This is a genomic window from Cellulosimicrobium protaetiae, assembly GCF_009708005.2.
In the GTDB taxonomy this organism is placed as follows: domain Bacteria; phylum Actinomycetota; class Actinomycetes; order Actinomycetales; family Cellulomonadaceae; genus Cellulosimicrobium; species Cellulosimicrobium protaetiae.
The window spans coordinates 3,673,281-3,694,854 of the sequence record NZ_CP052757.1; the positions used below are offsets into that span (position 1 = coordinate 3,673,281).

Below are 21,574 nucleotides of genomic sequence, written 5' to 3' on the forward strand. Positions count from 1 at the left end.
TGGTTCTTCATCAGCTTTCCCACCCCCTCTCTCCGTTCGGGGCCCGCCTTCCGGCGCGCCCCTCTCCAACAGGACTCGTCGACCATATGTCGCGCGTCGCAGGACGCACAACTTATTTACGAGAATTTCTCCGACGAGTTTGTCGAGCCCCCTGCGGAGCCCGAGAACGGCTCCCCCTCAACGATCCGCACGACCCACGATCTCCAGGATCTCCGCGCCGTACCGCTCGATCTTCGCGGGCCCGAGTCCGTTGATCCGAGCGAGCGCGGCCGTGCTGGTGGGCCGGGTCTCCGCGATCGCGGCGAGCGTCGTGTCCACGACCACCGTGAAGGCCGGCTTGTCCGTCTCCTGCGCGACCTGACGCCGCCACTCGCGCAGGCTCTCGAACAGCTCGCGGTCGTACTCCCCCGTGAGCCGCAGCTTCGCCTGCCCGGCGCGCGGGCGGCGCGTGCCGTGCGCCCCCGGCTCGTCCGGCCACAGCCCGTCGAGGAAGCGGGTCCGACGCCGCGTCGCGCGGCCACCCGGGTTGCGCGACCGGGCGAACGACAGCTCGAGGTGCTCGCGGGCACGCGTGATGCCCACGTAGAGCAGGCGCCGCTCCTCCGCGATCGCCTCGTCGGTCTCCGCGAGCGAGATCGGCATGAGCCCCTCGCTCGTGCCCGCGAGGAACACGGCGTCCCACTCGAGGCCCTTGGCCGCGTGCAGCGACGCGAGCGTGACGCCCTCCACGGTCGGGGCGTGCTGCGCCGCGGCGCGCTCGTCGAGCTCGGCGACGAAGGTCGCGACCGTCGGCGCCGGTCCCTCGGCCGCCTGCGCGAGCGCCGCGACGTCGTCCGCGAGCGCGACGAGCGCCTGCGTGGACTCCCACCGCTCGCGTGCCGCGCCGCGCGCCGCGGGCGGCTCGGGCGCCCAGCCGGCCGCCGCGAGGACGTCGCGCACCGTCTCGGGCATCGCGACCTCGGGGTCGGCCGAGCGAGCCGCCCCGCGCAGGAGCACGATCGCGTCGCGCACCTCCTTGCGCTGGAAGAAGCGCTCGCCGCCCCGGACGAGGTAGCCGATGCCGGCGTCCGCGAGCGCCGACTCGAACGCCTCCGACTGCGCGTTGGTGCGGTAGAGGACCGCGATCTCGCTCGCGCGCGTCCCCGCCGCGAGCAGGCGCGAGATCCGCTGGGCGATGCCGGTCGCCTCGGCCTCGTCGTCGTCGTACGCCGTGAACGCGACCGGCGGGCCCGCGGGCCGCTGGGCGACGAGCTCGAGCGCCTGGTGCGCCCCGCCCGCGCGCCCGGCGCGCGCGAGGAGCTGGTTCGCGAGGTTCACCACCTGCGGCGTCGAGCGGTAGTCGCGCACGAGCCGGATGACCTGGGCGCCCGGGTGCGTGCGCGAGAACGTGAGGAGGTGGTGCGGCGTCGCGCCCGTGAACGAGTAGATCGTCTGCGACGGGTCCCCGACGACGCACAGCTCCTCACGCCCCCCGAGCCACTGGTCGAGGACGAACTGCTGGAGCGGCGAGACGTCCTGGTACTCGTCGACGACGAAGTGGCGGTACTGGCGCCGCACCTCGTCCGCGACCCCGCCCTGCGTCGCGAGCATGTCGCCGAGCATGAGGAGCACGTCCTCGAAGTCGATGACCGAGCGCTCGGTCTTCACGTCCTCGTACGCGGTGATGAGGCGCGCGACGGTCTGGTGGTCGTACCCGGCGGGCGGCTCGCGGTCGATCGCCTCGCACGCCCGGACGTAGTCGTCCGCGGTGACGAGGGAGACCTTGGCCCACTCGACCTCGGACGACAGGTCGCGCACCGCGACGCGGTCCACGCCGACCCCGAGCCGGCGGGCCGACTCGGCGATCACCGGGGCCTTGTGCTCGAGGATGCGCGGCGGCGCGCCCCCGACGACCTTGGGCCAGAAGTATCCGAGCTGTCGTAGCGCCGCCGCGTGGAACGTGCGCGCCTGGACGCCCGTCGCCCCGAGCTCGCGCAGGCGCGTGCGCATCTCGCCCGCGGCCCGCGCGGTGAAGGTCACGGCGAGCACGCTCGTCGGGGCGTACACCCCGGTGCGGACGCCGTAGGCGATGCGGTGCGTGATCGCGCGCGTCTTGCCCGTCCCGGCCCCGGCGAGCACGCACACCGGACCGCGCAGCGCGACGGCGACGTCGCGCTGGTCGGGGTCGAGAGCTTCGAGGATCTCGTCGGCGGTACGCAGGGACGGCGGACGTGAGACCGGTGGCGTGGACATCACCCGCGATTCTCGCAGGCGCCGGTGACACGCGCGCCGGTCCGCGCGCACGGTGGGAACAGCACGGAAGCCACCGGTGTTACCGTCACGACCGATCGACCGCGGCACGCGCCGCCCGGACCAGCACCAGGAGAGCCCTCGATGAGCACCGCCCCGACCCTTCCCGACGCCGGCTCGATCGTCATGTACTCGACGAGCTGGTGCGGGTACTGCCGCCGCCTGAAGACGCAGCTCGACTCCGAGGGCATCGGCTACACCGAGGTGAACATCGAGGAGACCCCGGGGACCGCGGAGTTCGTGGAGTCGGTGAACGGCGGCAACCAGACGGTCCCGACCGTCGTCTTCCCCGACGGCTCCGCCGCGACCAACCCGTCGCTCGCCGAGGTCAAGCAGCGCCTCGCCGCCTGACCCACCTGCTGAGTGCTGGGTATCTGTCGTCCACGGCTCGTCGGGACGACGAATACCCAGCACTCAGCGGTCAGCGTCGGCACCCGGTGGTCAGGGGTCGGGGAGGCGGTCGCCGAACCAGTCCTCGACGAGCGAGCGCGCGATGGACGCGCGGCCCGGGAGCAGCACCTCCCCGGAGCCGACCGCGGCGGCGAGCCCGGGGCGCGTGAACCACCGCGCGTCGGTGAGCTCGACGCCGTCGACCCGCAGGTCCGTCGTCAGCGCCCGCGCGGCGAACCCCAGCATGAGCGACGCCGGGAACGGCCACGGCTGGCTCCCGCGGTAGGCGACCTCGCCGACGACGACCCCCGCCTCCTCCGCGACCTCGCGCCGGACCGCGCTCTCCAGCGACTCGCCGGGCTCGACGTACCCGGCGAGCGTGGAGAAGCGCCGCTCGGGCCAGTGTGCGGCGTGCCCGAGCAGCAGCCGCTCGTCGTCGCCCTCGCCGTGCACGACCGTCATGATGACCGCCGGGTCCGTGCGTGGGTACAGCTCCACGCCCTGCGCGACGCACCGCCGCGTCCACCCGCCGTTCTCGACCGTCGTCCGGCCGCCGCAGCGCGGGCACCGGGTGTGGTTCGCGTGCCACGCCGCGAGCGCGACGGCCTCGGTCGCGAGCCCGGCGAGGGGCGCGTCGAGCCCGCCGACGAGCTCGCGCAGCCCCGACCACGACCGCTCGCGCGCGAGGACCGCGAACGGGTCGGACGCGTCGACGCCCTCGATGTCGACCTCCTCCGCGTCCGCGTCGTCGGGCAGGACGAGCGCGACGTACGTCGTGCCGTCGCCCTCCCCGAGGAAGAGCCAGCGCGCCTGGTCCTCGTCGGCCGCGACGCCGACGTCGGAGAGGTCCGCCGGGTCGAGCAGCGCGACGCCGTCCGTCGGGCTCGCCCCGGCGAGCGCGAGCCGACCGCGGTGGACGAGCACGACGCGCGTCGCGGGATCTGTCCGGAGCGTCCGCACGAGGTCGGGCTCGGCGCGCCGGTGGGCCGCGCGGTCGAGGACCGCACCGTCGAGCGGCAGCGGGAGGTCGCGGAGGGTGGTCCTGGGGAGCGTGCCCGACGACGGCCGGGCGGCGGGGATGGTCACCCTCCGACCGTAGGCCACGCGGACGGCGTGGGTGCCCCGGGACCCGGGCGGGGAGCGACTACCGTGGTCGGGTGCCTCGCTCACCGCTGACCCTCGCCGCGCTCGCGACCGCCGCCGTGCCGGGGCTCGACGCACGCAGCGCTCGGCCCGTCGAGGACCCGGGCGACTACGACACGGCCGTCGTCACCGATGCCGACGGGGCCCGGTGGACCGTGCGCGCCCCGCGCAGCCTCCAGGCAGGTGCGGCGCTCGAGGCCGAGGCGGAGCTCCTCACCTCGCTCCAGCTCTACGCCGACTCCGGGGTGCTCTCCTTCGCGGTCCCGCGCATCAGCGGCACGGCGCTCCTGCCGGAGGGCGGGCGCGCGGTCGTGCACCCGGCGCTCGACGGCACGGCGCTCGACGTGGACGGCCTGCGCCCGGGGCCGGGGCTCGCCGCCGACCTGGGGCGGGTGCTCGCGTCGATCCACGAGCTGCCCCGCACGATCGTCGACGACGCGGGCCTGCCCGGGTACGACGTCGAGGAGTACCGCGCGCGCCGGATGGCCGAGCTCGACGAGGCCGCGGCGACCGGGAAGGTGCCGGCGGCCCTCCTGCGCCGCTGGGAGACCGCGCTCGAGGACGTGTCCCTGTGGCGGTACCAGCCCGTCGTCGTGCACGGCGACCTCGGCCCCGAGCAGGTCCTCGTCGCGCGCGGCCGCGTCGTCGCCGTGACCGACTGGGCGAGCGCGCGCGTCGCCGACCCCGCGGACGACCTCGCGTGGCTGCTCGTGTCCGCCCCGCCCGAGGCGATCGACTCGATCATGGAGGCGTACCAGCTGCGCCGCACCGAGCTCACGGACAAGAACCTCGTGGACCGCGCGCTCCTCGTCGGCGAGCTCGCGCTCGCGCGCTGGCTCCTGCACGGCGTGCGGCACGGGCTCGACGACGTCGTCGCCGACGCGCTCGACATGCTCGCCGACCTGGACGAGGCGACGCAGGGCGCCGACGACTGACCGCGCGGCCGCCGTGCGACGTGCGCGGTCGCGGTCGCGGCTGTCGTCGGCCGCGCCCGGCGCGCAAGGGTCACCCCGCGATCAGCGCCTCGATCTCCGCCTCGCCCAGCAGCCGGCGCGGCCGCACGGTCTCGTCGGACGCGACGTAGTAGAACGCGGCGTTGACCTTCTCGAGCGGCAGTCCGGTCCATCGCGACCACGCGAGCCGGTAGACCGCGAGCTGCACCTCGCGCACGCTGCGCGCGGCGGCGTCGGTCGGCGCGCGGCCCGTCTTCCAGTCGACCACCACGACGGCGTCCCGGGCCCCGCCTGCGTGCTCCGGCAGCTCGGGGAACACCGCGTCGATGCGCGAGCGCAGGACCGTCGCCCCGACGGGGGTCTCGACGTCGACCTCGACGGCGAGAGGCGTGCGGCCGGCCCACCCGGAAGCGAGGAACGTGCGCTGGAGCGTGTCGAGGTCCGCGTCCGGGTCGAGGTCCTCGTCGTCCGCGCCGGGCAGGTCCTCGACGTCCAGGAGCGAGGACGTCGTGAAGTAGCGCTCGGCCCACAGGTGGAACCTCGTGCCCCGGCGCGCGTGCACCGTGGGCTCGACCGGGACCGGGCGCCGCAGGTGCAGCGCGTACTCGTCACGGTCGGCCGCGAGCCGCACGAGGCTCGACGCCGAGACGTGCGCCGGGAGCTCGACCTCCCGGCCCGACCGCTCGGCCCGCTCCGCGAGCAGGACCCGGGCGAGCGCGACGAGGTCACGACCCTCGCCGTCGACCAGCACGCCGGTGGGCGCGGTGAGCCCGGCAGGTCCGCCCGCGGCATGGCCGGCCACCGGGTCGAGCGCCCCGCCGGGCTCGCTGCCGGGCTCGCTGCTCGGCTCGCTGCCGGAAGGTGTCGGGCTGGGGGCGCCGTGGTCGGGGACGGCACCACTACCCGCGCCGATGCCCGCCCCGCCGACGGCACGCCGGGCACGCGCCTCGCGGGCCCGCTCGACGGCCGCCGCGGTGCTGCGCAGGACCGCACGCGCCGACCCCTCGGGCGCGTCGTCGGACGCGGGCCACTCGCCGGTGACCTCGACGTCCTCGAGCGGGTTCGTGTCGTCGGGGCCTGGCGGCCGGGACCAGCCGTCCGCGCCGACGACCCCGGACTCGACGAGCTCCAGGAGGAACGGCGAGAGCACGCGCGGGCGCGAGCCCGTCTGCCACCACGACGCGGTGAGGTACAGCTCCCGGCGCGCCCGGGTGAACGCGACGTACGCGAGCCGGCGCTCCTCCCCGAGCTGGTGCTCGCCGCTCGCCGCGCGGAACTCGTCGCGCCGCGCCACGAGCTCCTTGGTGTCGGACGCGAGGTCGAAGCGGAACTCCGGCAGGTCGGCCGCGTCGCCGCGCAGCGGGTACGGGAGCTGGCTCACGTCGGTGAGCCACCCGCTGTCCGCGCGCACGCCCGAGGACGACTGCGCCGTCGTCGGGAACACGCCGTCGACGAGCCCGGGGACGACGACGACGTCCCACTCGAGGCCCTTCGCGGCGTGCGCGGTGATGACCTGCACGGCGTCCGGGTCGGGCTCGCGCACCGGGAGGTCCAGCCCGTTCTCCCTGCTCGAGGCGACGCCGAGCCAGGCGAGGAACGCGCCGAGCGTCACGACGTCGGCCGTCTGGGTGAACGTCGCGGCGACGTCCCGGAACGCGTCGAGGTGCTCGCGTGCCCGGTCGCTCACGGCCTCCGGGTCGACGAGCCGGCGCGACGCGAGGAGGGCCTCGTTCGTGGCCGCCTCGACGTCGAGCCCGAGCGCGCGCTCCGCCTCGACGACGAGCTCCGGCAGCGAGAGGTAGGTGAGCCCGCGCAGCGCGCGCAGGGTGCGCGCCAGCGCCGACAGGCGGGCGTGGCCCTGCGCCGTGAGCGTGCGCCCGTCCCCCGCGGGCTCGCCCGGCGCGGGCAGGTCGTCGAGAGCGTCGACGATCGAGCGGTGGTCGGCCACGTCGCCCTCGACGACCGCGGCACCGTCGTCGGGGCCCTGCCCGGCGCTCCGCCGCCGCGCGCCGAGCGCGCCCTCGATGCGCGCGAGGTCCGCGGCGCGGCTCCCCAGCGCGTGCAGGTCGGCCGCGCCGAGGTGGAGACGCGGCCCGGTCAGGAGCCGGACGAGCGCGTCGCCGCGCGAGGGGTCGTGCACGGCCTCGAGCAGCGCGACGACGTCGACGACCTCCGGCGTCGTCAGCAGACCGCCGAGCCCGACGACCTCCACGGGCAGTCCGCGACGGCGCAGCGCGACCTCGACCGCCGCGAACTGGCTGCGCTTGCGGCACAGGACCGCGGCGGTGGCGCGCCCGCCCGGCGCGCCCGCCGGCCGCCAGCGCGCCGCGACGAGCTCCGCGACCGCAGCCGCCTCCTCCTCCGCGGTGGCCGCGACGTGCGCCGACACCCTGCCCGGCCCGGCGTCCGGGCGCAGCGCGAGCGGCGGCACCTCGACCCGGTCGCCGGAGCTCGGCCGGGCGCCGCCCCGCAGCGGGCCCGCGGTGACGTTCGCCGCGGCGAGCACCGCGGCGTCGTTGCGCCACGACGTCGACAGGAAGCGCACGGCCGACCGGTCGCCCGCCGCGCGCGGGAACCGCTCGGGGAACCGGGCGAGGCCGCCCGCGCTCGCGCCGCGCCAGCCGTAGATCGACTGGTGCGGGTCGCCGACGGCCGTCACGGGGTGCCCGCCGCCGAACAGCCCCGCGAGGAGCTCGACCTGGGCGTGCGACGTGTCCTGGTACTCGTCGAGCAGGACGACCCGGAACCGCGCCCGCTCCGTCTCCCCCACGACCGGGACCTCGCGCGCGAGGCGGGCCGCGAGCGCCACCTGGTCGCCGAAGTCGAGGGAGTCGGTCGCGCGCTTGCGGCGCCGGTACTCCGCGACGACGTCGAGCAGCCGGACGCGCTCCGCGACGTCGCCGACGAGCTTCTCGACCTCCTTGGTCCGGGCCTTCTGCCGCGGGCCGAGCGGCAGCGCGTCGAGCTGCTCGACGATGCCGGCGAGCCGGTCGCGGGCGTCGGCGGGCTCGAGCAGGTGCTCGCCGAGCGCGCCCGACAGCCCGAGCACCGCCGCGACGACGGTGCTCAGGGCACGGTCGGTGCCGAGGTCGTCGTCCCAGCCCTCGACGACCTCGGACGCGAGCTGCCACTGCTGCGCCTCGCCCAGGAGCCGCGCACCGGGCTCGACGCCGACGCGCAGGCCGTGGTCGCCGACGAGCGACGCGGCGTAGGCGTTGTAGGTCGCGACCGTCGGCCGGTCGAGCAGCGACAGGGCCGACGACGCCCCGCCGCGGGCGCGCGCGAGCTGCGCGAGCCGTACCTGGACGCGCTCGGCGAGCTCGCCGGCCGCCTTGCGCGTGAAGGTCAGGCCGAGCACGGCGTCCGGGGGGACGAGCTCGTTCGCGATGAGCCAGACGACGCGCGCCGCCATCGTCTCCGTCTTGCCGGATCCGGCTCCGGCGACGACGAGCGTGGGCTCGAGCGGCGCCTCGATCACCTCGACCTGCTCCGGGGTCGGCCGGGGGCGACCGAGCAGGTCGGCGATCTGCGTCGCGGACAACGTCGGACGGGACGGCTCGACGGCCCCCGCGAGGCGGGCGGTGCTCTCGACCGGGACCCCGTCGGCCGCGACCAGCCGGACCGTGGGCTCCGGCTCCGGGAGCTCGAACAGCTCGCTGCTCACGCCACGACCCTCCTGCCCTCGGGCTGCACCGGGCACGCGCGCCGCACCGGGCACATCTCGCACAGCCCGTTCTGGCGGGCCGTGAACGTCGCCGCCGACATCGTCCCGGCGGCCTCCTCGACGAGGTCGCGCGCCCAGCTCGACCCGTCGGGAGCGGGGTCGAGCGCGGGCTGCGGCACGACGGCGGGGCCGACGTGCGTGCTCCCGACGTAGACGAGCTGCGCGCCCGCGCTCCGCGTCCCCTCGGGCACGTCGAGCGCGCCCGCCTCGACCGCGACCTGGTACGCGCCGAGCTGCGGGTGCTCGGCCCCCTCCGCCTTGGTCGCCGTGCGCCGCCCCGTCTTGAGGTCGACGACGCGGACCTTCCCCTCTCCCGCGGCCTCGACCCGGTCGATCGTCCCGCGCAGCCGCGCACGGCCCACGGTGACGTCGAACGTCGGCTCGACGAGGAGCGGCTCCCCCGCCTGCGCGACGTAGGCCGCGAGCTTCTCGATCATGCGGTCGGCGCGGCGACGGAGCTGGCGGGTCGGCCAGCCCTCGGGCAGAGCGAGCTCGGCCCAGCGACGGTCGAGCTCCGCGCGCAGCTCCGTGAGCGAGCCCGACGGGTGGCTCTCCGCGATCGAGTGCACCAGCGTCCCGAGGCTCTGGTGCGTCGCGTCCGGGGCCGTCCCGCCCGCGGCCTCGAGCGACCACCGCAGGGGGCACGTCGTGACGGTCTCGACCTTCGAGGGCGAGACCGTCACGGTCTCCGCCGGGGCCCGCAGGGACGCGGTGCTCGACACGCCGGCGACGCCGTACCAGGTCTCGGTCCGGGCCTCCGGGACGCCGAGCGCGCCGAGGTCGGCGAGGAGCGTGGCCGCGGCGACCGCGCGCGCGTCCGGGACGTCGGACGCGTGCGACTCGCGCGCCGCGGTCTCGACGAGCACGCCGCGAGCGGCGGCGACGAGCCCGCGCAGGTCGAGCGGCGCGCCCACGCGCAGGTGACGGCGCCCGTCGGGTGCCGTCCCGGGCGCGGGTCCGACGACCGCCCCACCTGCCGCGGCCGGGCCGGGCGACCCGTCGTCCGGCCCGTCGGTGCCGCCCGGGCCCTCGTCCGGGCCGTCGGGGCCGGAGGGCGGGACGACGAGGTCGCAGAACACCGACGGCGCCTCCTCCGCGTCCTGGACCGCCGTCACGACCAGGCGTCGGGTCGCGCGCGAGGTCGCGACGACGAAGGCGCGCAGCTCGTCCGCGAGCACCTGCGCCCGGGCCTGCGCCCCCACCCCGTGCGCGTCGTGGGCGCGGCCCGCCAGGAGCTCGACGAGCGCCTGCGAGCCGAGCAGCGAGTCGCGCAGCCGCAGGTCGGGCCACACGCCGTCCTGCACGCCCGCGACCACGACGACGTCCCACTCGCGCCCGGCGGCGCCCGCGGGCGTCAGGGCCGCCACCGCGTCCGCGCCGCTCGCGCTCGCCGCGAGCGAGTCGGCGGGGAGGTCCTGCGAGGCGAGGTACTCGACGAACGCTCCCGCCGGGGCTCCTGGCATGCGGTCGACGAACGTCTCCGCGGCGCGGAACAGCGCGAGGACCGCGTCGAGGTCGCGGTCCGCCCGGGCACCGGCCGGACCCCCGTCGAGCGCGGCCGAACGCCACCGGTCCGCCAGGCCCGTCGCTGCCCACGCCGCCCAGAGCACCGTCTGCGCCGTCGCGCCGGGCTCCGCCGCCGCCGTCCGGCCCGCCTCGAGCGCGCGCGCGACGGCGACCGGGCCGCGTCGCACGGTCGGGGCGAGGGTCGCCGCGCGTGCCGGGTCCTGCAGCAGCTCGACCAGCAGCGCGTCCGACGAGCGCCCGCCACCGCCCTCGATCTCCTCGGCGCGCAGCGCCCGCCGCAGCCGACGGAGCGCGACGACGTCGAGCGCACCGACCGGGGACGTGAGCAGGGCCGCGGCGGTGAACGGGTCGAGGGCGTCCGGGTCGTCCGCGTCCGCCACGCACACCCGGACCGCCGCGAGCAGGGGCGCGACCGCCGGCTCGTCACGCAGCGGGACGTCCGAGCCGAGCAGGGTCACCGGCACCGACGCCGCGACGAGCTCTCGCCGCAGCGCCGCGAGCCGCGTCCCGGTGCGCGCGACGACCGCCATCCGGTGCCACGGCGTGCCGTGCAGCAGGTGCTCGGCCCGCAGCTCGCGCGCGACGTACGCCGCCTCCTGCGCCACGGCCGACAGCACGACGACCTGGACGGGCGCGGCGGCCCGGGGCTCGGCGCCCGTGCCGTGCCCCGGGGGCACGTCCACCGGACCGGACGCGTCGTCCGCGCCCGCGACGTCGGCGGGCACGCCCCGGGGGCCGGCACCGCGGTGCACCGCACCCGCGACGGTGCCGACCTGCGCCGCGACCCGGCGCGTCACGTCCCGCAGCGCGGCGTCCTGCCGCCACGCCGTGCCGAGCACGGCAACGCGCGCGCCGAGCTCGCCACGGCGGGCGCCGTCCCGACGGGCCGGGGCCGACGCGCGGCCCACGAGCCCCGGGCTCGCCCCGCGGAACGTCTGCACCGCGGAGTCGGGGTCGCCGAGCAGCACGAGCCGGGCGCCGTCGTCGTGCAGCACGTGCAGGAGGCGCGCGGTCGCGACCGTCGCCTCCTGGTAGTCGTCGACGACGACGAGGTCCCAGCGTGGCCGGGCGGCGTCGGGCACCTCGTCGTCCCACGCGAGCAGCGCCTCCGCCGCCTCGTCGACGACGATCGCCGGGTCGAACCGGGCGCCCGCGTCCGGGGTCCCCGACCGCAGCGCCGTGACGTCCAGGTACTCCGCGAAGAGCTGGGCGCCGAGCGTCCACTCCGGGCGGTCGTAGCGCTCCCCGAGGGCCGCGAGGTCCGTGGGGGTCAGGCCACGCTCCGCCGCACGCATGAGCAGGTCGCGCAGCTCCTGGCGCAGACCGCGCAGCCCGAGCGTCTCGGGGGGCAGGCCCGGCGGCAGGGCGAGCGGCGCCCCGAGGTGCGCGAGGTCGCCCTCGAGGTGGCCCTCGAGCAGCTCGGAGAGCACGAGGTCCTGCTCCGGGCCGGAGATGAGCGTGGGCGGCGGCTCGCCGAGCGCCGCGGCACGCTCGCGGAGGACGGCGAACGCCGCGGAGGCCGCGGTCCGCACCATCGGCGCGCCGACCGTCCGACGGGCGCGCGCGGACAGCCGGTCACGGAGCGCCGACGCGGCGCGGCGGGTCGAGGCGAGCAGGAGGACGCGCTCCGGGGCGGTCCCGGACGCGAGGGCGGCGAGCACGACCTCCTGGGCGACGAGGGTCTTCCCCGTCCCGGGAGCCCCGACGACGACCGTCGCGCCGGGACCGGACGCCGCCGCGACCGCCGCCCGTTGGGCGTCGTCGAGCTCGACGTCGGCCTCGTGGTCGCGCGACCGCGCGACGAGGCGAGGGGCGGTCGTCCTGGGCACGGCCCGATCCCATCACGAACCACCCACACCGCCCGCACCGGGCGGCGTCGCGCGACCGGCGCGCGACGAGCGGACGGCTACGGGACGGGCCACCCGTTGGGCACGCAGCCCTGCGCCGAGATGGACTGCTGGACCATCACGGGCGCGACCGCGCCCGGCGCCGGGCAGTCCTCGTGGCCGTGCCCGAGCACGTGCCCCACCTCGTGGTTGACGAGGTACTGCCGGTACGTCGCGACGTCGTCCCCGAAGTCGGGGGCGCCGACCACCCAGCGCTCGAAGTTGAGCACGGCGACCCCGGACACGGAGTTGCCGCACGAGTACTTCCCCTCGGTCGCGAGCGGCGCGCACAGCCGGTCCGTCGTCGCGGGGCTCGCGAGCACGACGCGGATCGACGCGTCGTCCGCGGCGGTCCGGGAGAACGTCACGCCGTCGGGGCCCGACCACCCGCGCGGGTCGTTGAGCGTGGCCAGCACCGCGGTCGCGAGCACCTCTCCGTCGACGGGGAGCCCGGCCTCGACCTCGACGCGGACCGAGCGGACCGTCCCGCCGCCCGGCGCGGGCGCCTCGCCCGGGACCACGACGAGCGTGCCGCCGAGGTCGGGCTCGACGACGACCTCGCCCACGAGGCCCGAGCCCGGCTCCGCGACGGGGGGCTCGGGCGTCGGGACCGGCGCGGGCACCGGGACCGCGGCCGTCGCGTCGGGCTCGGGAGCCGGCGCCGGCGTCACCACGGCGTCCGGACGAGGTGCGAGGAGCCCGAGCGCGCCCGGACCGGTCGCCGTGCTCCCGGTGGTGGCGGCGCGCTCGGCCTGCGAGCGGCTCGCCGCATCCGTGTCGTCCCGGACAGGTGCGGGCGGGTCCGTGCGGTCCGCCGCCGCAGGGAGCTCGGCGCCCGGCGGCACCGGGACGTCCCACACCTCCGCCGTCGCCGCGCCGCCGCCGAACCCGACCACGAGGCACGCGGCGACCGCCGCCCCGTGCCGGAGCCCCCTCGACGAGCGCGTCTCGCGGGGTCTCGCGGGCCGGTTCGGGGTGGTATGTCTGTCGGGCACGCGCCCATCGTCCCACCCCTCGCGACACGAGGTCGACACCGGGGGCGGTTTCCGTATCCTCCCCCCATGACGGGAGCCAGCGAGGGACGCGCACGCGTCACGGCGGGGGCGCCCAGGGGCGCACGCACCCGGATGCCCCGGGACGAGCGTCGCGCCCAGCTCCTGACGATCGCCGAGGAGCTCTTCGCCTCGCACGGCTACCACCACATCTCGATGGACGACATCGCGGACCGCGCCGGGGTCGGCAAGCCCGTGCTGTACCGGCACTTCCCCTCGAAGCTCGACCTCTACCTCGCGATCGTCGACGACCAGGGCGAACGCCTGGTCCGCGCCGTCCACCGCACGCTCGACCCGTTCCGCGAGCCGGCGCCGGGCGTCCCCGCGGGAGACCTCGACGCGCTCGCGGTCGACGGTCTCGCCGTGATCGAGGGCATCGTCCGGGCGTACGTCGCCTACGCGCGCTCGGCCGGGCGGTCCGCGGCGCTGCTGTTCGAGTCCGACGTCATGCGCGACCCGGTCGTCCGGGCGCGCGTCCTCGCACCCGACGCCCGGATCGCGGGCGCGTTCGCCGACGTCCTCGTCCGGATCGCGGACCTCGACGCCGACGAGGCGCTCGTCGTCTCGCGGACGTGCACGGCCGTCGGCCGCGCCGCCGCGACCGAGGCGGTGCGCCCCGACGGGAGCGCGACGGCGGACGACGTCACGCGCCTCGTCCCGCGCCTCGTGTGGCGCGGGGTGCACGGCATGCTGCGCCGGCCGCGGACCGGGTCCGTCGAGGGCGGTGCGCCCGCCGGGTCGTCGGCGGGAATCTGACTACTATCGAACGCGTTGTCGCCGGTGGGCGCCCCCGGGCGTCCCGAGGCCCGTCGTCGCTGCGCCTGGCGCAGCCGCTGTGAGGAGAAGCTGTGGAAGTCACGATCGGTGTGCAGAACCTGGCCCGTGAGCTCGTCGTCGACACGGACCTGTCCGCCGAGGCCGTGGCGACCGCGGTCGCCGACGCGCTGGGCGGCGCCCCGGCGCTCGAGCTCACGGACTCGCGCGGTCGTCGCGTGATCATCCCGACGGCGTCGCTCGGCTACGTCGAGATCGGCACCGAGGAGCAGCGCAAGGTCGGCTTCGGCTCCCTCTGACCGAGGCCGACCAGGTCGTACGAGCATGCGGTTGCCGCCCGTCACCAGCACGTGGCGGGCGGCGACGGCGTCCTCGACGCTCCCGGGCCGGTGCGACCGGTGGAGCCAGAGGCTCAGGCGGCGAGGCCGAGGCGGTCCATGCGGCGGGAGTGCTCGGCGGTGAGGCGCGAGAAGACCCAGGACTGGGTCGCGGGCGCGGGGCCGTTCCCTGGACCGTCCGGCGCGTCGGCGGCCACGGCGTCCACCCCCGCGGCGACCAGCCGCGCGAGCGCCGGGCGCCGGGACAGGACGACGCCGACGACGCCGAGCGCCTCGCCGACGAGCCGCCGACCCCACAGCGCGAGGCGGGACGCGAGCACGGGGTCCGCGGCGGCGGCGTCCGCGATGACCGGCGCGTAGCGCTGAGCCGGCGTGTCCTGGGTGAGCGCGTCCACGACGACGGCGCGCGAACGCTCGTCGAGGCCCTGCGCGGCGAGCAGGCAGAAGTCGTCCGCGACGCCCTGGCCCACGTACCCCTTGAGGATCCCCTCCCACCACGTGCTGGGACGCGTGCGGGCGTCGAAGTCGTCGAAGAGGCCGTCGAAGGCCGTCATGCAGTCGGCTGAGTCTCCGCCCAGCTCGTCGACGCGCACGAGCACGCGCTCCTGCCGGTCGAGCATGGCCGCCGCGAGCCGCGAGAGCGCCTGTCGCTGGCGCAGCGTGGGCGCGTGCGCGGCGTCGCCCGCGAGGCGCCCGAAGCTCGCGAGCTCGGTGTACGCGACGAGGCCGAGCAGCTCGACCGCGTCCGCGTGGTCCACGGTGGACAGGGTCGTGGGGCTCACGTGCTCGGTGTCGCTCATCGGGCCAGGATAGTTCTCCGATATCATGGCGGGCGTACATCGGTTGCCCGGTCGTCCAGACCTCACGCTCGTCACACGAACGACGACGGCACGGCACGGTCCGCAGCGCGGGCCGGGCCACGACATCCCACGATCGGCTGCCGGCCACGAGGTGCGTACGACCGCGACCGGGAGCCTCCCGGGACCGGGCCCCGCCGGGCCCGCCGACGGTCGCGCGTGCCCGAACGAGACAGAGGCACCAGTGACCACCACAGACGCGACCCCTGACGTGAGCGCGGACGCGACGACCGTCGCAGCGAGCGTCCACGCGGACAACACCACCTTCGCCGACTTCGGCGTGCGCCAGGAGATCGTCGACGCGCTCTCCGACGCGGGGATCGTCCAGCCGTTCCCCATCCAGGCGATGACGCTCCCGGTCGCCATGTCCGGCCACGACATCATCGGCCAGGCCAAGACCGGTACCGGCAAGACCCTCGGCTTCGGCGTGCCGCTCCTGCACCGCGTCGTCGCCCCGGGTGAGCCCGGCTTCGACGAGCTGCCCTCCCCCGGCAAGCCGCAGGCGCTCGTCGTCGTCCCGACGCGCGAGCTCGCGGTCCAGGTCGCGAACGACCTCACCACGGCCTCGAAGCGCCGCTCGGTGCGCATCGTCCAGCTCTACGGCGGGCGCGCCTACGAGCCCCAGGTCGAGGCTCTGACGCGCGGCGTCGAGGTCGTCGTCGGCACGCCGGGCCGCATGATCGACCTCATGAACCAGGGCCACCTCAACCTCACGCGCGCCGCGACCGTGGTCCTCGACGAGGCGGACGAGATGCTCGACCTCGGGTTCCTCCCGGACGTCGAGAAGATCCTGGCGCGCACGCCCGCGCAGCGGCACACGATGCTCTTCTCGGCGACCATGCCGGGCGCCGTCGTCTCGATGGCGCGCCGGTACATGAAGCAGCCGACGCACATCCGCGCGAACGACCCGGACGACGGCGGCCAGACGGTCAAGAACATCGAGCAGGTCGTCTACCGCGCGCACGCGCTGGACAAGGTCGAGATGCTCGCGCGCATCCTCCAGGCCGAGGGCCGCGGCCGCACGATCGTGTTCGCCCGGACCAAGCGGACCGCGGCGAAGGTCGCGGACGAGCTCGTCGACCGCGGCTTCGCCGCCGGCTCGATCCACGGCGACCTCGGGCAGGGCGCGCGCGAGCAGGCGCTGCGCGCGTTCCGCAACGGCAAGATCGACGTGCTCGTCGCGACGGACGTCGCGGCGCGCGGCATCGACGTCGAGGACGTCACGCACGTCGTGAACTACCAGTGCCCCGAGGACGAGAAGACCTACCTGCACCGCACCGGCCGCACCGGCCGCGCGGGCAACAAGGGCACCGCGGTGACGTTCGTCGACTGGGACGACATCCCCCGCTGGTCGCTCATCGACAAGGCCCTCGACCTCGGCATCCCGGAGCCGGTCGAGACGTACTCGAGCTCGCCGCACCTGTACACCGACCTGCACATCCCCGAGGGCACGAAGGGCCGCCTCCCGAAGGAGCGGCGCACGCTCGCGGGGCTCGAGGCGGAGGAGATCGAGGACCTCGGCGAGACCGGCAAGCGACACACGCCGGCCGGTGGTTCGCGGGGTCGCCAGGGCGGCAGGTCCGACGGCGGTCGCGGACGCTCCGAGGGCGAGCGCGGTCGGTCCGGCGGCCAGGGCCGTTCCGGCGGGCGTCGCGCGGAGGGTGAGCGCTCGGGCGGTCGTGCCGAGGGCGAGCAGGCCGACGCCACCGCCCAGGGCGCGCAGCCCGAGGGCGGCGAGCGTCGCCGTCGGTCCCGCAACCGCCGCCGCACGCGCGGTGGTCGCCCCGTCGAGCAGCAGGGCGGCGGCGCGCCGGCCGCCCAGCCCGCCGAGTAGTCCGGAGCGCCCCGCAGCCCGACGACGAACCCCGGGTCGCTCCCCACGGTCACCGCACCGTGGGGAGCGACCCGGGGTTCGTCGCGTCCGGCTCAGCCGCAGGCGGTCGCGGCCAGGTCGACGTCCACCACGGTGGGCGGCCCGTCGAGCGCACCCGCCACCCTCGCCGTCACGGTCGCGGTCGACGCCGGGACGGACACCGACCGCGTCGAGAACGTCTGGTACGCCGAGGCGCCGGGCGCGACCGCGGCGACCGTCCGCGTCCCCCACGGGGTCGCGAGCACCACGTCGAGCGTCGTGTCGTCCGTGTTGAGCGCGCGCACCGCGACAGCGGCACGACCGGCCAGGCAGCGCACCTGCGCCTCGACCTCGACGTGCGGCCCCTCCTCGGGCGAGACCTCGGAGTACAGGTCGGCGACCGCCTGCGCGTCGAGCGCGCCGGTGTACACCCTCAGGTCGTCGACCTCCATCGCCGCGGCGTCGGTCGCGCCCGGCCACCCGGGGGCGTCCCAGAGGCGGCCGAGCTGGTCGATCCCGAGCGTCGCCGTCGCCGGGACCTGGCCCACCTCGACACCGTCGGCGTAGACCCGTGTCGTGGCGCCGTCCGCGGTGAGGGCCAGGTGCACCCACTCGTCCAGCGGGGTCGCGTACCCGGAGACGTCGTCGGCGACCCCGAGGCGCGTGAGCCCGACCCGTCCGGTGTCCCGGTACTGCTCGAGCTTGACGGCGGTCCGGACGCCTGCCGTCGCGTCCGAGACGAGGACGGAGCTGCGTCGGGGGTCCGTGCGCTTCACCCAGACGGCCAGCGTCCAGGACCCCTCGACCGGGTCCGCGTCGAGCCGCACGCCGTCGTCGACGCCGTCGAGCGCGAGGCCGCCGCCCTGCGGCGCGGGGACCCAGCGCGCGCCGTCGACCGCTGCCTCGTCCCCCGTGACGGCGTCGCGTGCGCCGGTCCCGGTGCCCTCGTCGAACGCCCAGTGGTGGACGAGCTCCGGCTCGACGGGCTCGACCGGCTCCCAGGCGACGTCCGGTGCCCGGTACCAGCCGTAGCCGAGCTCGGTCCACCGCTCGCCGTGGGGCACGAGCCGCTGCACGAACTCGTCGTAGTCGCGCCCCGCGGGCGACCACGCGACCTCGGCGATGGCGGGCATCCGCGGGAAGGTCATGTGGTCGGTGTACACGGCGGGCGGGATGAACTGGTCGTGGCTCGTGGGCAGGCTGCTGCTGCCCCGGTAGGCGCGGTCGGCCCACAGCGACGCCTCGACCCCGGCCACCTGCTCCTCGGTCGCGAGGTGCACGCTGCCGTCCGTGCTCGACAGCTCGGTCAGGGGGTCCCAGTCGTAGGCCCGGCGGAGGTTGACGATCGCCGCCCACTGGAGCCCGTAGGGCGTCGACGCGTCGTACTTCATGTCCGTGTAGGCCCGGTCGGCGGGCGAGACCACGAGGCGCGCGCCCGCGGCGAGGGCCGTGCGGACCTCCCGCACGTCGACCGACTCGTTCGCGGTGCCGATCGTGGGCCGGTTGCGGGACGCGACGCCCCAGTACTGCATCAGGCTGCCGGCCGGGAGCGTGGAGCCCTGCGCCCACTGGTGCCAGCCGACGATCGTCTTGCCGTGCGCCGTCGCGATCTCGTTGGCCGTCGCGGTGTACGCCTCGTACCAGCCGGCGGGCGGGTCCGGCACCTCGTCGCCGCCGAGGTGGAGGTAGCGGCCGGGGTTCTGCGCCGCGACCGAGGCGATGACCTTCTCGAGGTAGACGCGCACGTTCGCGGCGTTCTCGGGCGTCGCGCAGACCATCGGGTTGCCGACGTCGAACCCGTAGTACGGCGCCTTCGGCTGCCCGTCGCAGTTGAGGGAGCCGATCGCGGCCTGCGCGGCGAGCGTGTGGCCGGGACCGTCGATCTCCGGCACGACCTCGATGTACCGCGACGCCGCGTAGTCGACGATCTCGGCGTAGTCGGCCTTCGAGTAGAACCAGGGGTCGCCCGTGTTGGTCCCCGGCGCCCAGCCGCTCTGCGTCTGCCCACCGATCTCCGTGAGGGCGGGGAGGTCGTCGACGACGATGCGCCAGCCCTGGTCGTCGGTGAGGTGCAGGTGCAGCGTGTTGAGCTTGTAGAGCGCCATCTGGTCGATGTACCGCTTGACGTCCTCCACCGGGTAGAACCGGCGTGCGGTGTCGAGCATGGACGAGCGGTACGCGAAGCGCGGCTCGTCGGCGATCTCGACCGCCGGCAGGGACCAGGTCTCCGCCTGGACTGTGCCGGCCTCGATCTGCGCGGGCAGGAGCTGACGCAGCGTCTGGACGCCGCGGAAGAGCCCCGCGGCGGTCGGCGACTCGAGGCGCACGCCGTCGTCCGTCACCGCGAGCGCGTACCGCTCGGACTCCGTCTCGTCGAGCCCGGGCTCGGGGGTGACGACGAGCTCGACCGCTCCGTCGCCGCTCCCGGCGCCGTCGACGGGCACCTCGAATCCGGTCGACGGCCGCAGGAGGTCGGCGAGGTACTCGCCGACGGGGGCGGCGTCGCCCGCGGCGACGACACGGGTCGTGGGGGCGACGACGAAGCCGGGCCCCTCCTGGAGCGCGACCTCCGCGGGGCGCGGGACGAGCGCGAGGTCGGTCGCGTCGGCGGGCGGCGGGCCTGGCTCGGCGCCGGACGCCGGGGCGAGCGCGGGGAGCGTCCCGAGCGCGAGCAGGACGGCGAGCCCGGCACCGAGGCGGCGCGTGCGCGCAGCTCGGGGCGGGTGGGCACGGTGGAGGTGGCGGGGCGTGGACGACGGTGTCACGGGGCACTCCTCAATCGAGGCGACGTATCCCCGGATCCTGCCGCCACCTCGGCAAACTGTCAATATCTGACTGAATGGAAGATCAAACAGTCAGAATCTCTCACCTAGTGAACGTGTGCGTCGCGCCCCGCGAACCAGACGGCGGCACCCTGGACGGCGGCCGCCGCGACGAGCAGCAGGAGCGGGAGGGTCCAGGCACCGGTCGCGTCGTGCGCGAGGCCGAGGCCGAGCGGCCCGGTCGCGGCGAGCAGGTACCCCGCGCTCTGCGCCATGCCGGAGAGCTCGGACGTGTGCGCCGCGTCGCGCGCCCGCAGGGCCATGAGGGTGAGCGCGAGGCTGATGCCGCCGCCCTGACCGAGGCCGACCAGCACGACCCAGAGCGCCGCCGCGCCGGGGGCGAGCGCCAACCCGAGCAAGCCCGTCCCGACGAGCACGACGAGCACGACGCCGATGCCCCGCTGCCGGCGCATCCGCCCGGCGAGGACCGGGGTCACGAACGACCCGAGGATCCCCGCGAGGTTGCACAGTGCGAGGAGCCAGCCGCCCGCCTCCGGCGTCCACCCCTGCGCGACCATGATCTCGGGCAGCCACGCGTTGACGGCGTAGAACGACAGCGACTGCATGCCCATGACGACGGTGACCGCCCAGGCGAGCGGGCTGCGCCACACCGCGGAACGAGCGGCGCCGGCCCCGGCGCCGAACGCCGTCGAGCCGGCCGGGTCGGGCCGCAGCGCGCGCGGCACCCACACGAGCACGCCGAGGACGGCGAGCACGCCCCACGTCGCGAGCGCACCGCGCCAGTCGAGCCCCGCCGCAGCCGCGACCGGGAGCGTGAGGCCCGCGGCGAGCGCCGCGCCACCCGAGAGCGCCATCGAGTAGAGCCCCGTCATGAGGCCGATGCGGTCGGCGAAGTCGCGCTTGATGAGGGCGGGCAGCAGCACGTTCCCGAGGCCGATGGCGCACCCGGCGACGACGGTCCCGGCGAAGAGCCCCCACGTCTCCGGGACGAGCCGCAGGGCGAACCCGACGCACAGCACGACGAGGCTCACGAAGAGCGCACGTTCGAGCCCCCACCGGCGCGCGAGCACGGGCGCGACCGGCGCCAGGAGGCCGAAGCACAGGACGGGCAGGGTCGTGAGCACGCCCGCCGCGGTCGCGCTCAGACCCTCGTCGAGCCGGATCTCCCCCAGGAGCGGGGAGATCGCGACGACGGCGGGCCGCAGGTTGAGCGCCGCGAGGACGATCGCGAGGACCGCGCCGAGCCCCAGCGGGCGGCGCAGCCCGCTCACGCCCCGGCCCCCGCGCCCCGGTCGCGTCGCCCCGGCCCCTCGTCCGCGACCGCCTCGACGAGCTGGGCCCGCACGGCGTCGATCGTCGCGGTCACCGCGCGCTCGGCCGCGGCGGCGTCACCCGCGCGGATCGCGGCCACGACCTCCTCGTGCCCGGGGACGTCGCGGTCGTGCCGCCGCCGGATCCCGGAGGGGTACGTACGCACGAGCGCGTGGTCGAGGCCGTCGTAGAGGTCGGCGAGCAGGGGGTTGCCCGCCGCGCGCACGACCTCGGCGTGGAACGCGACGTCGGCGGCCTGGAACGCGTCCTCGTCGGCGTCGCGGGACTGCGTCTGGACCGCGAGCGCCGCGTCCAGCCGGGTGATCGCGTCGGGGTCCTGTCGCACGGCCGCGGCGCGCGCCGCCCCGCGTTCGAGGATCGCGCGCACGTCGAGCACGTGGAAGGCGTCCGCCGTCCGGGCGCGGCGGACCAGGGCGGCGTCGAGGCCGTCCGCCGCGCGGACGTACGTGCCGTCGCCGCGCCGGGGTTCGAGGACGCCGGCGTGCTCGAGGGCGCGCACGGCCTCGCGCACGGTGTTACGACCCACGCCGAGCTCGGCGACGAGCTCGGGCTCGGGCGGGATGCGGGTGCCGACGGGCCACTCCCCGCACGCGATGCGCTCGCTGAGCCGTTCGACGACGAGCTCGGACACCTTGCGGGGAGGGACGATCGCGTGGTTCACCGAAAGAACCTAA

The 21,574-nt window shown here is 76.2% G+C and carries 14 protein-coding genes; 5 read left to right on the forward strand and 9 right to left on the reverse strand.

Annotated elements, in window-relative coordinates; translation table 11 throughout:
- Nucleotides 1-177 precede the first annotated feature (177 nt).
- A complete protein-coding gene (locus FIC82_RS15860; RefSeq protein WP_154799147.1) occupies nt 178-2,232 on the reverse strand; it encodes an ATP-dependent helicase in 2,055 nt (684 codons plus the stop codon).
- 141 nt (nt 2,233-2,373) lie between these two features.
- Between FIC82_RS15860 and FIC82_RS15865 the strand changes: the two genes are divergently transcribed.
- Nucleotides 2,374-2,640 (forward strand): mycoredoxin, encoded by a 267-nt coding sequence (locus FIC82_RS15865; protein WP_053369708.1) that lies wholly within the window; start codon nt 2,374-2,376, stop codon nt 2,638-2,640.
- Between the two features lie 90 nt (nt 2,641-2,730).
- Here the strand turns inward: FIC82_RS15865 and nudC are convergent, their stop codons facing one another.
- Nucleotides 2,731-3,765: an NAD(+) diphosphatase gene (nudC, locus tag FIC82_RS15870; RefSeq protein ID WP_336240045.1), complete on the reverse strand. Its 1,035-nt coding sequence runs from the start codon at nt 3,763-3,765 to the stop codon at nt 2,731-2,733.
- Between the two features lie 71 nt (nt 3,766-3,836).
- Between nudC and FIC82_RS15875 the strand changes: the two genes are divergently transcribed.
- The gene (locus FIC82_RS15875; RefSeq protein WP_168731985.1) at nt 3,837-4,757 is read left to right on the forward strand and encodes a phosphotransferase; all 921 of its coding nucleotides are present in this window, start codon (nt 3,837-3,839) and stop codon (nt 4,755-4,757) included.
- A gap of 70 nt (nt 4,758-4,827) precedes the next feature.
- Here the strand turns inward: FIC82_RS15875 and FIC82_RS15880 are convergent, their stop codons facing one another.
- The 3 genes from FIC82_RS15880 to FIC82_RS15890 all read right to left on the reverse strand — a co-directional run bounded on the left by FIC82_RS15880 (nt 4,828) and on the right by FIC82_RS15890 (nt 12,907).
- Nucleotides 4,828-8,439, reverse strand: coding sequence for a UvrD-helicase domain-containing protein (locus tag FIC82_RS15880; RefSeq protein WP_418884328.1), 3,612 nt, complete (start codon nt 8,437-8,439; stop codon nt 4,828-4,830).
- Entirely contained in the window at nt 8,436-11,855 is a 3,420-nt protein-coding gene (locus tag FIC82_RS15885; RefSeq protein WP_168731986.1) for an ATP-dependent helicase, read from the reverse strand. The genes FIC82_RS15880 and FIC82_RS15885 overlap by 4 nt, the downstream gene beginning before the upstream one ends.
- Before the next feature lie 77 nt (nt 11,856-11,932).
- Nucleotides 11,933-12,907 (reverse strand): DUF3152 domain-containing protein, encoded by a 975-nt coding sequence (locus FIC82_RS15890; protein ID WP_253691225.1) that lies wholly within the window; start codon nt 12,905-12,907, stop codon nt 11,933-11,935.
- Between the two features lie 66 nt (nt 12,908-12,973).
- Between FIC82_RS15890 and FIC82_RS15895 the strand changes: the two genes are divergently transcribed.
- Together FIC82_RS15895 and FIC82_RS15900 are read left to right on the forward strand one after the other, a co-directional pair.
- Nucleotides 12,974-13,720 (forward strand): TetR/AcrR family transcriptional regulator, encoded by a 747-nt coding sequence (locus tag FIC82_RS15895; RefSeq protein ID WP_154799148.1) that lies wholly within the window; start codon nt 12,974-12,976, stop codon nt 13,718-13,720.
- Between the two features lie 92 nt (nt 13,721-13,812).
- Nucleotides 13,813-14,037 (forward strand): DUF3107 domain-containing protein, encoded by a 225-nt coding sequence (locus tag FIC82_RS15900; RefSeq protein ID WP_047234756.1) that lies wholly within the window; start codon nt 13,813-13,815, stop codon nt 14,035-14,037.
- Nucleotides 14,038-14,150: 113 nt separating this feature from the next.
- Here FIC82_RS15900 and FIC82_RS15905 read toward each other — a convergent pair whose 3' ends face one another.
- On the reverse strand, nt 14,151-14,876 hold the full coding sequence (locus FIC82_RS15905) for a ferritin-like fold-containing protein (protein ID WP_154799149.1): 726 nt from the start codon (nt 14,874-14,876) through the stop codon (nt 14,151-14,153).
- A 241-nt stretch (nt 14,877-15,117) separates the two neighbouring features.
- Here FIC82_RS15905 and FIC82_RS15910 point away from each other — a divergent pair, with 241 nt between their 5' ends.
- Nucleotides 15,118-16,767: a DEAD/DEAH box helicase gene (locus tag FIC82_RS15910; RefSeq protein WP_168731987.1), complete on the forward strand. Its 1,650-nt coding sequence runs from the start codon at nt 15,118-15,120 to the stop codon at nt 16,765-16,767.
- A gap of 92 nt (nt 16,768-16,859) precedes the next feature.
- On the opposite strand, the gene FIC82_RS15915 is transcribed toward FIC82_RS15910, so the two are convergent.
- From FIC82_RS15915 to FIC82_RS15925, 3 genes are all read right to left on the reverse strand, one after another.
- Nucleotides 16,860-19,550 carry a family 20 glycosylhydrolase gene (locus FIC82_RS15915; RefSeq protein WP_168731988.1) on the reverse strand — a complete coding sequence of 897 codons (2,691 nt, stop codon included), beginning with the start codon at nt 19,548-19,550 and terminating at the stop codon, nt 16,860-16,862.
- A 104-nt stretch (nt 19,551-19,654) separates the two neighbouring features.
- Nucleotides 19,655-20,839: a CynX/NimT family MFS transporter gene (locus FIC82_RS15920; protein ID WP_168731989.1), complete on the reverse strand. Its 1,185-nt coding sequence runs from the start codon at nt 20,837-20,839 to the stop codon at nt 19,655-19,657.
- Nucleotides 20,836-21,561, reverse strand: a complete 726-nt coding sequence (locus FIC82_RS15925) for a FadR/GntR family transcriptional regulator (protein WP_168731990.1) — start codon at nt 21,559-21,561, stop codon at nt 20,836-20,838. Before FIC82_RS15925 ends, FIC82_RS15920 begins: the two co-directional genes overlap by 4 nt.
- Nucleotides 21,562-21,574: the final 13 nt, after the last annotated feature.

Coding starts and splice junctions, on each gene's coding strand:
- FIC82_RS15860 (WP_154799147.1), bottom strand. CDS start 2,232: ATGTCCACGCCACCGGTCTCACGTCCGCCGTCCCTGCGTACCGCCGAC.
- FIC82_RS15865 (WP_053369708.1), top strand. CDS start 2,374: ATGAGCACCGCCCCGACCCTTCCCGACGCCGGCTCGATCGTCATGTAC.
- FIC82_RS15905 (WP_154799149.1), bottom strand. CDS start 14,876: ATGAGCGACACCGAGCACGTGAGCCCCACGACCCTGTCCACCGTGGAC.
- FIC82_RS15895 (WP_154799148.1), top strand. CDS start 12,974: ATGACGGGAGCCAGCGAGGGACGCGCACGCGTCACGGCGGGGGCGCCC.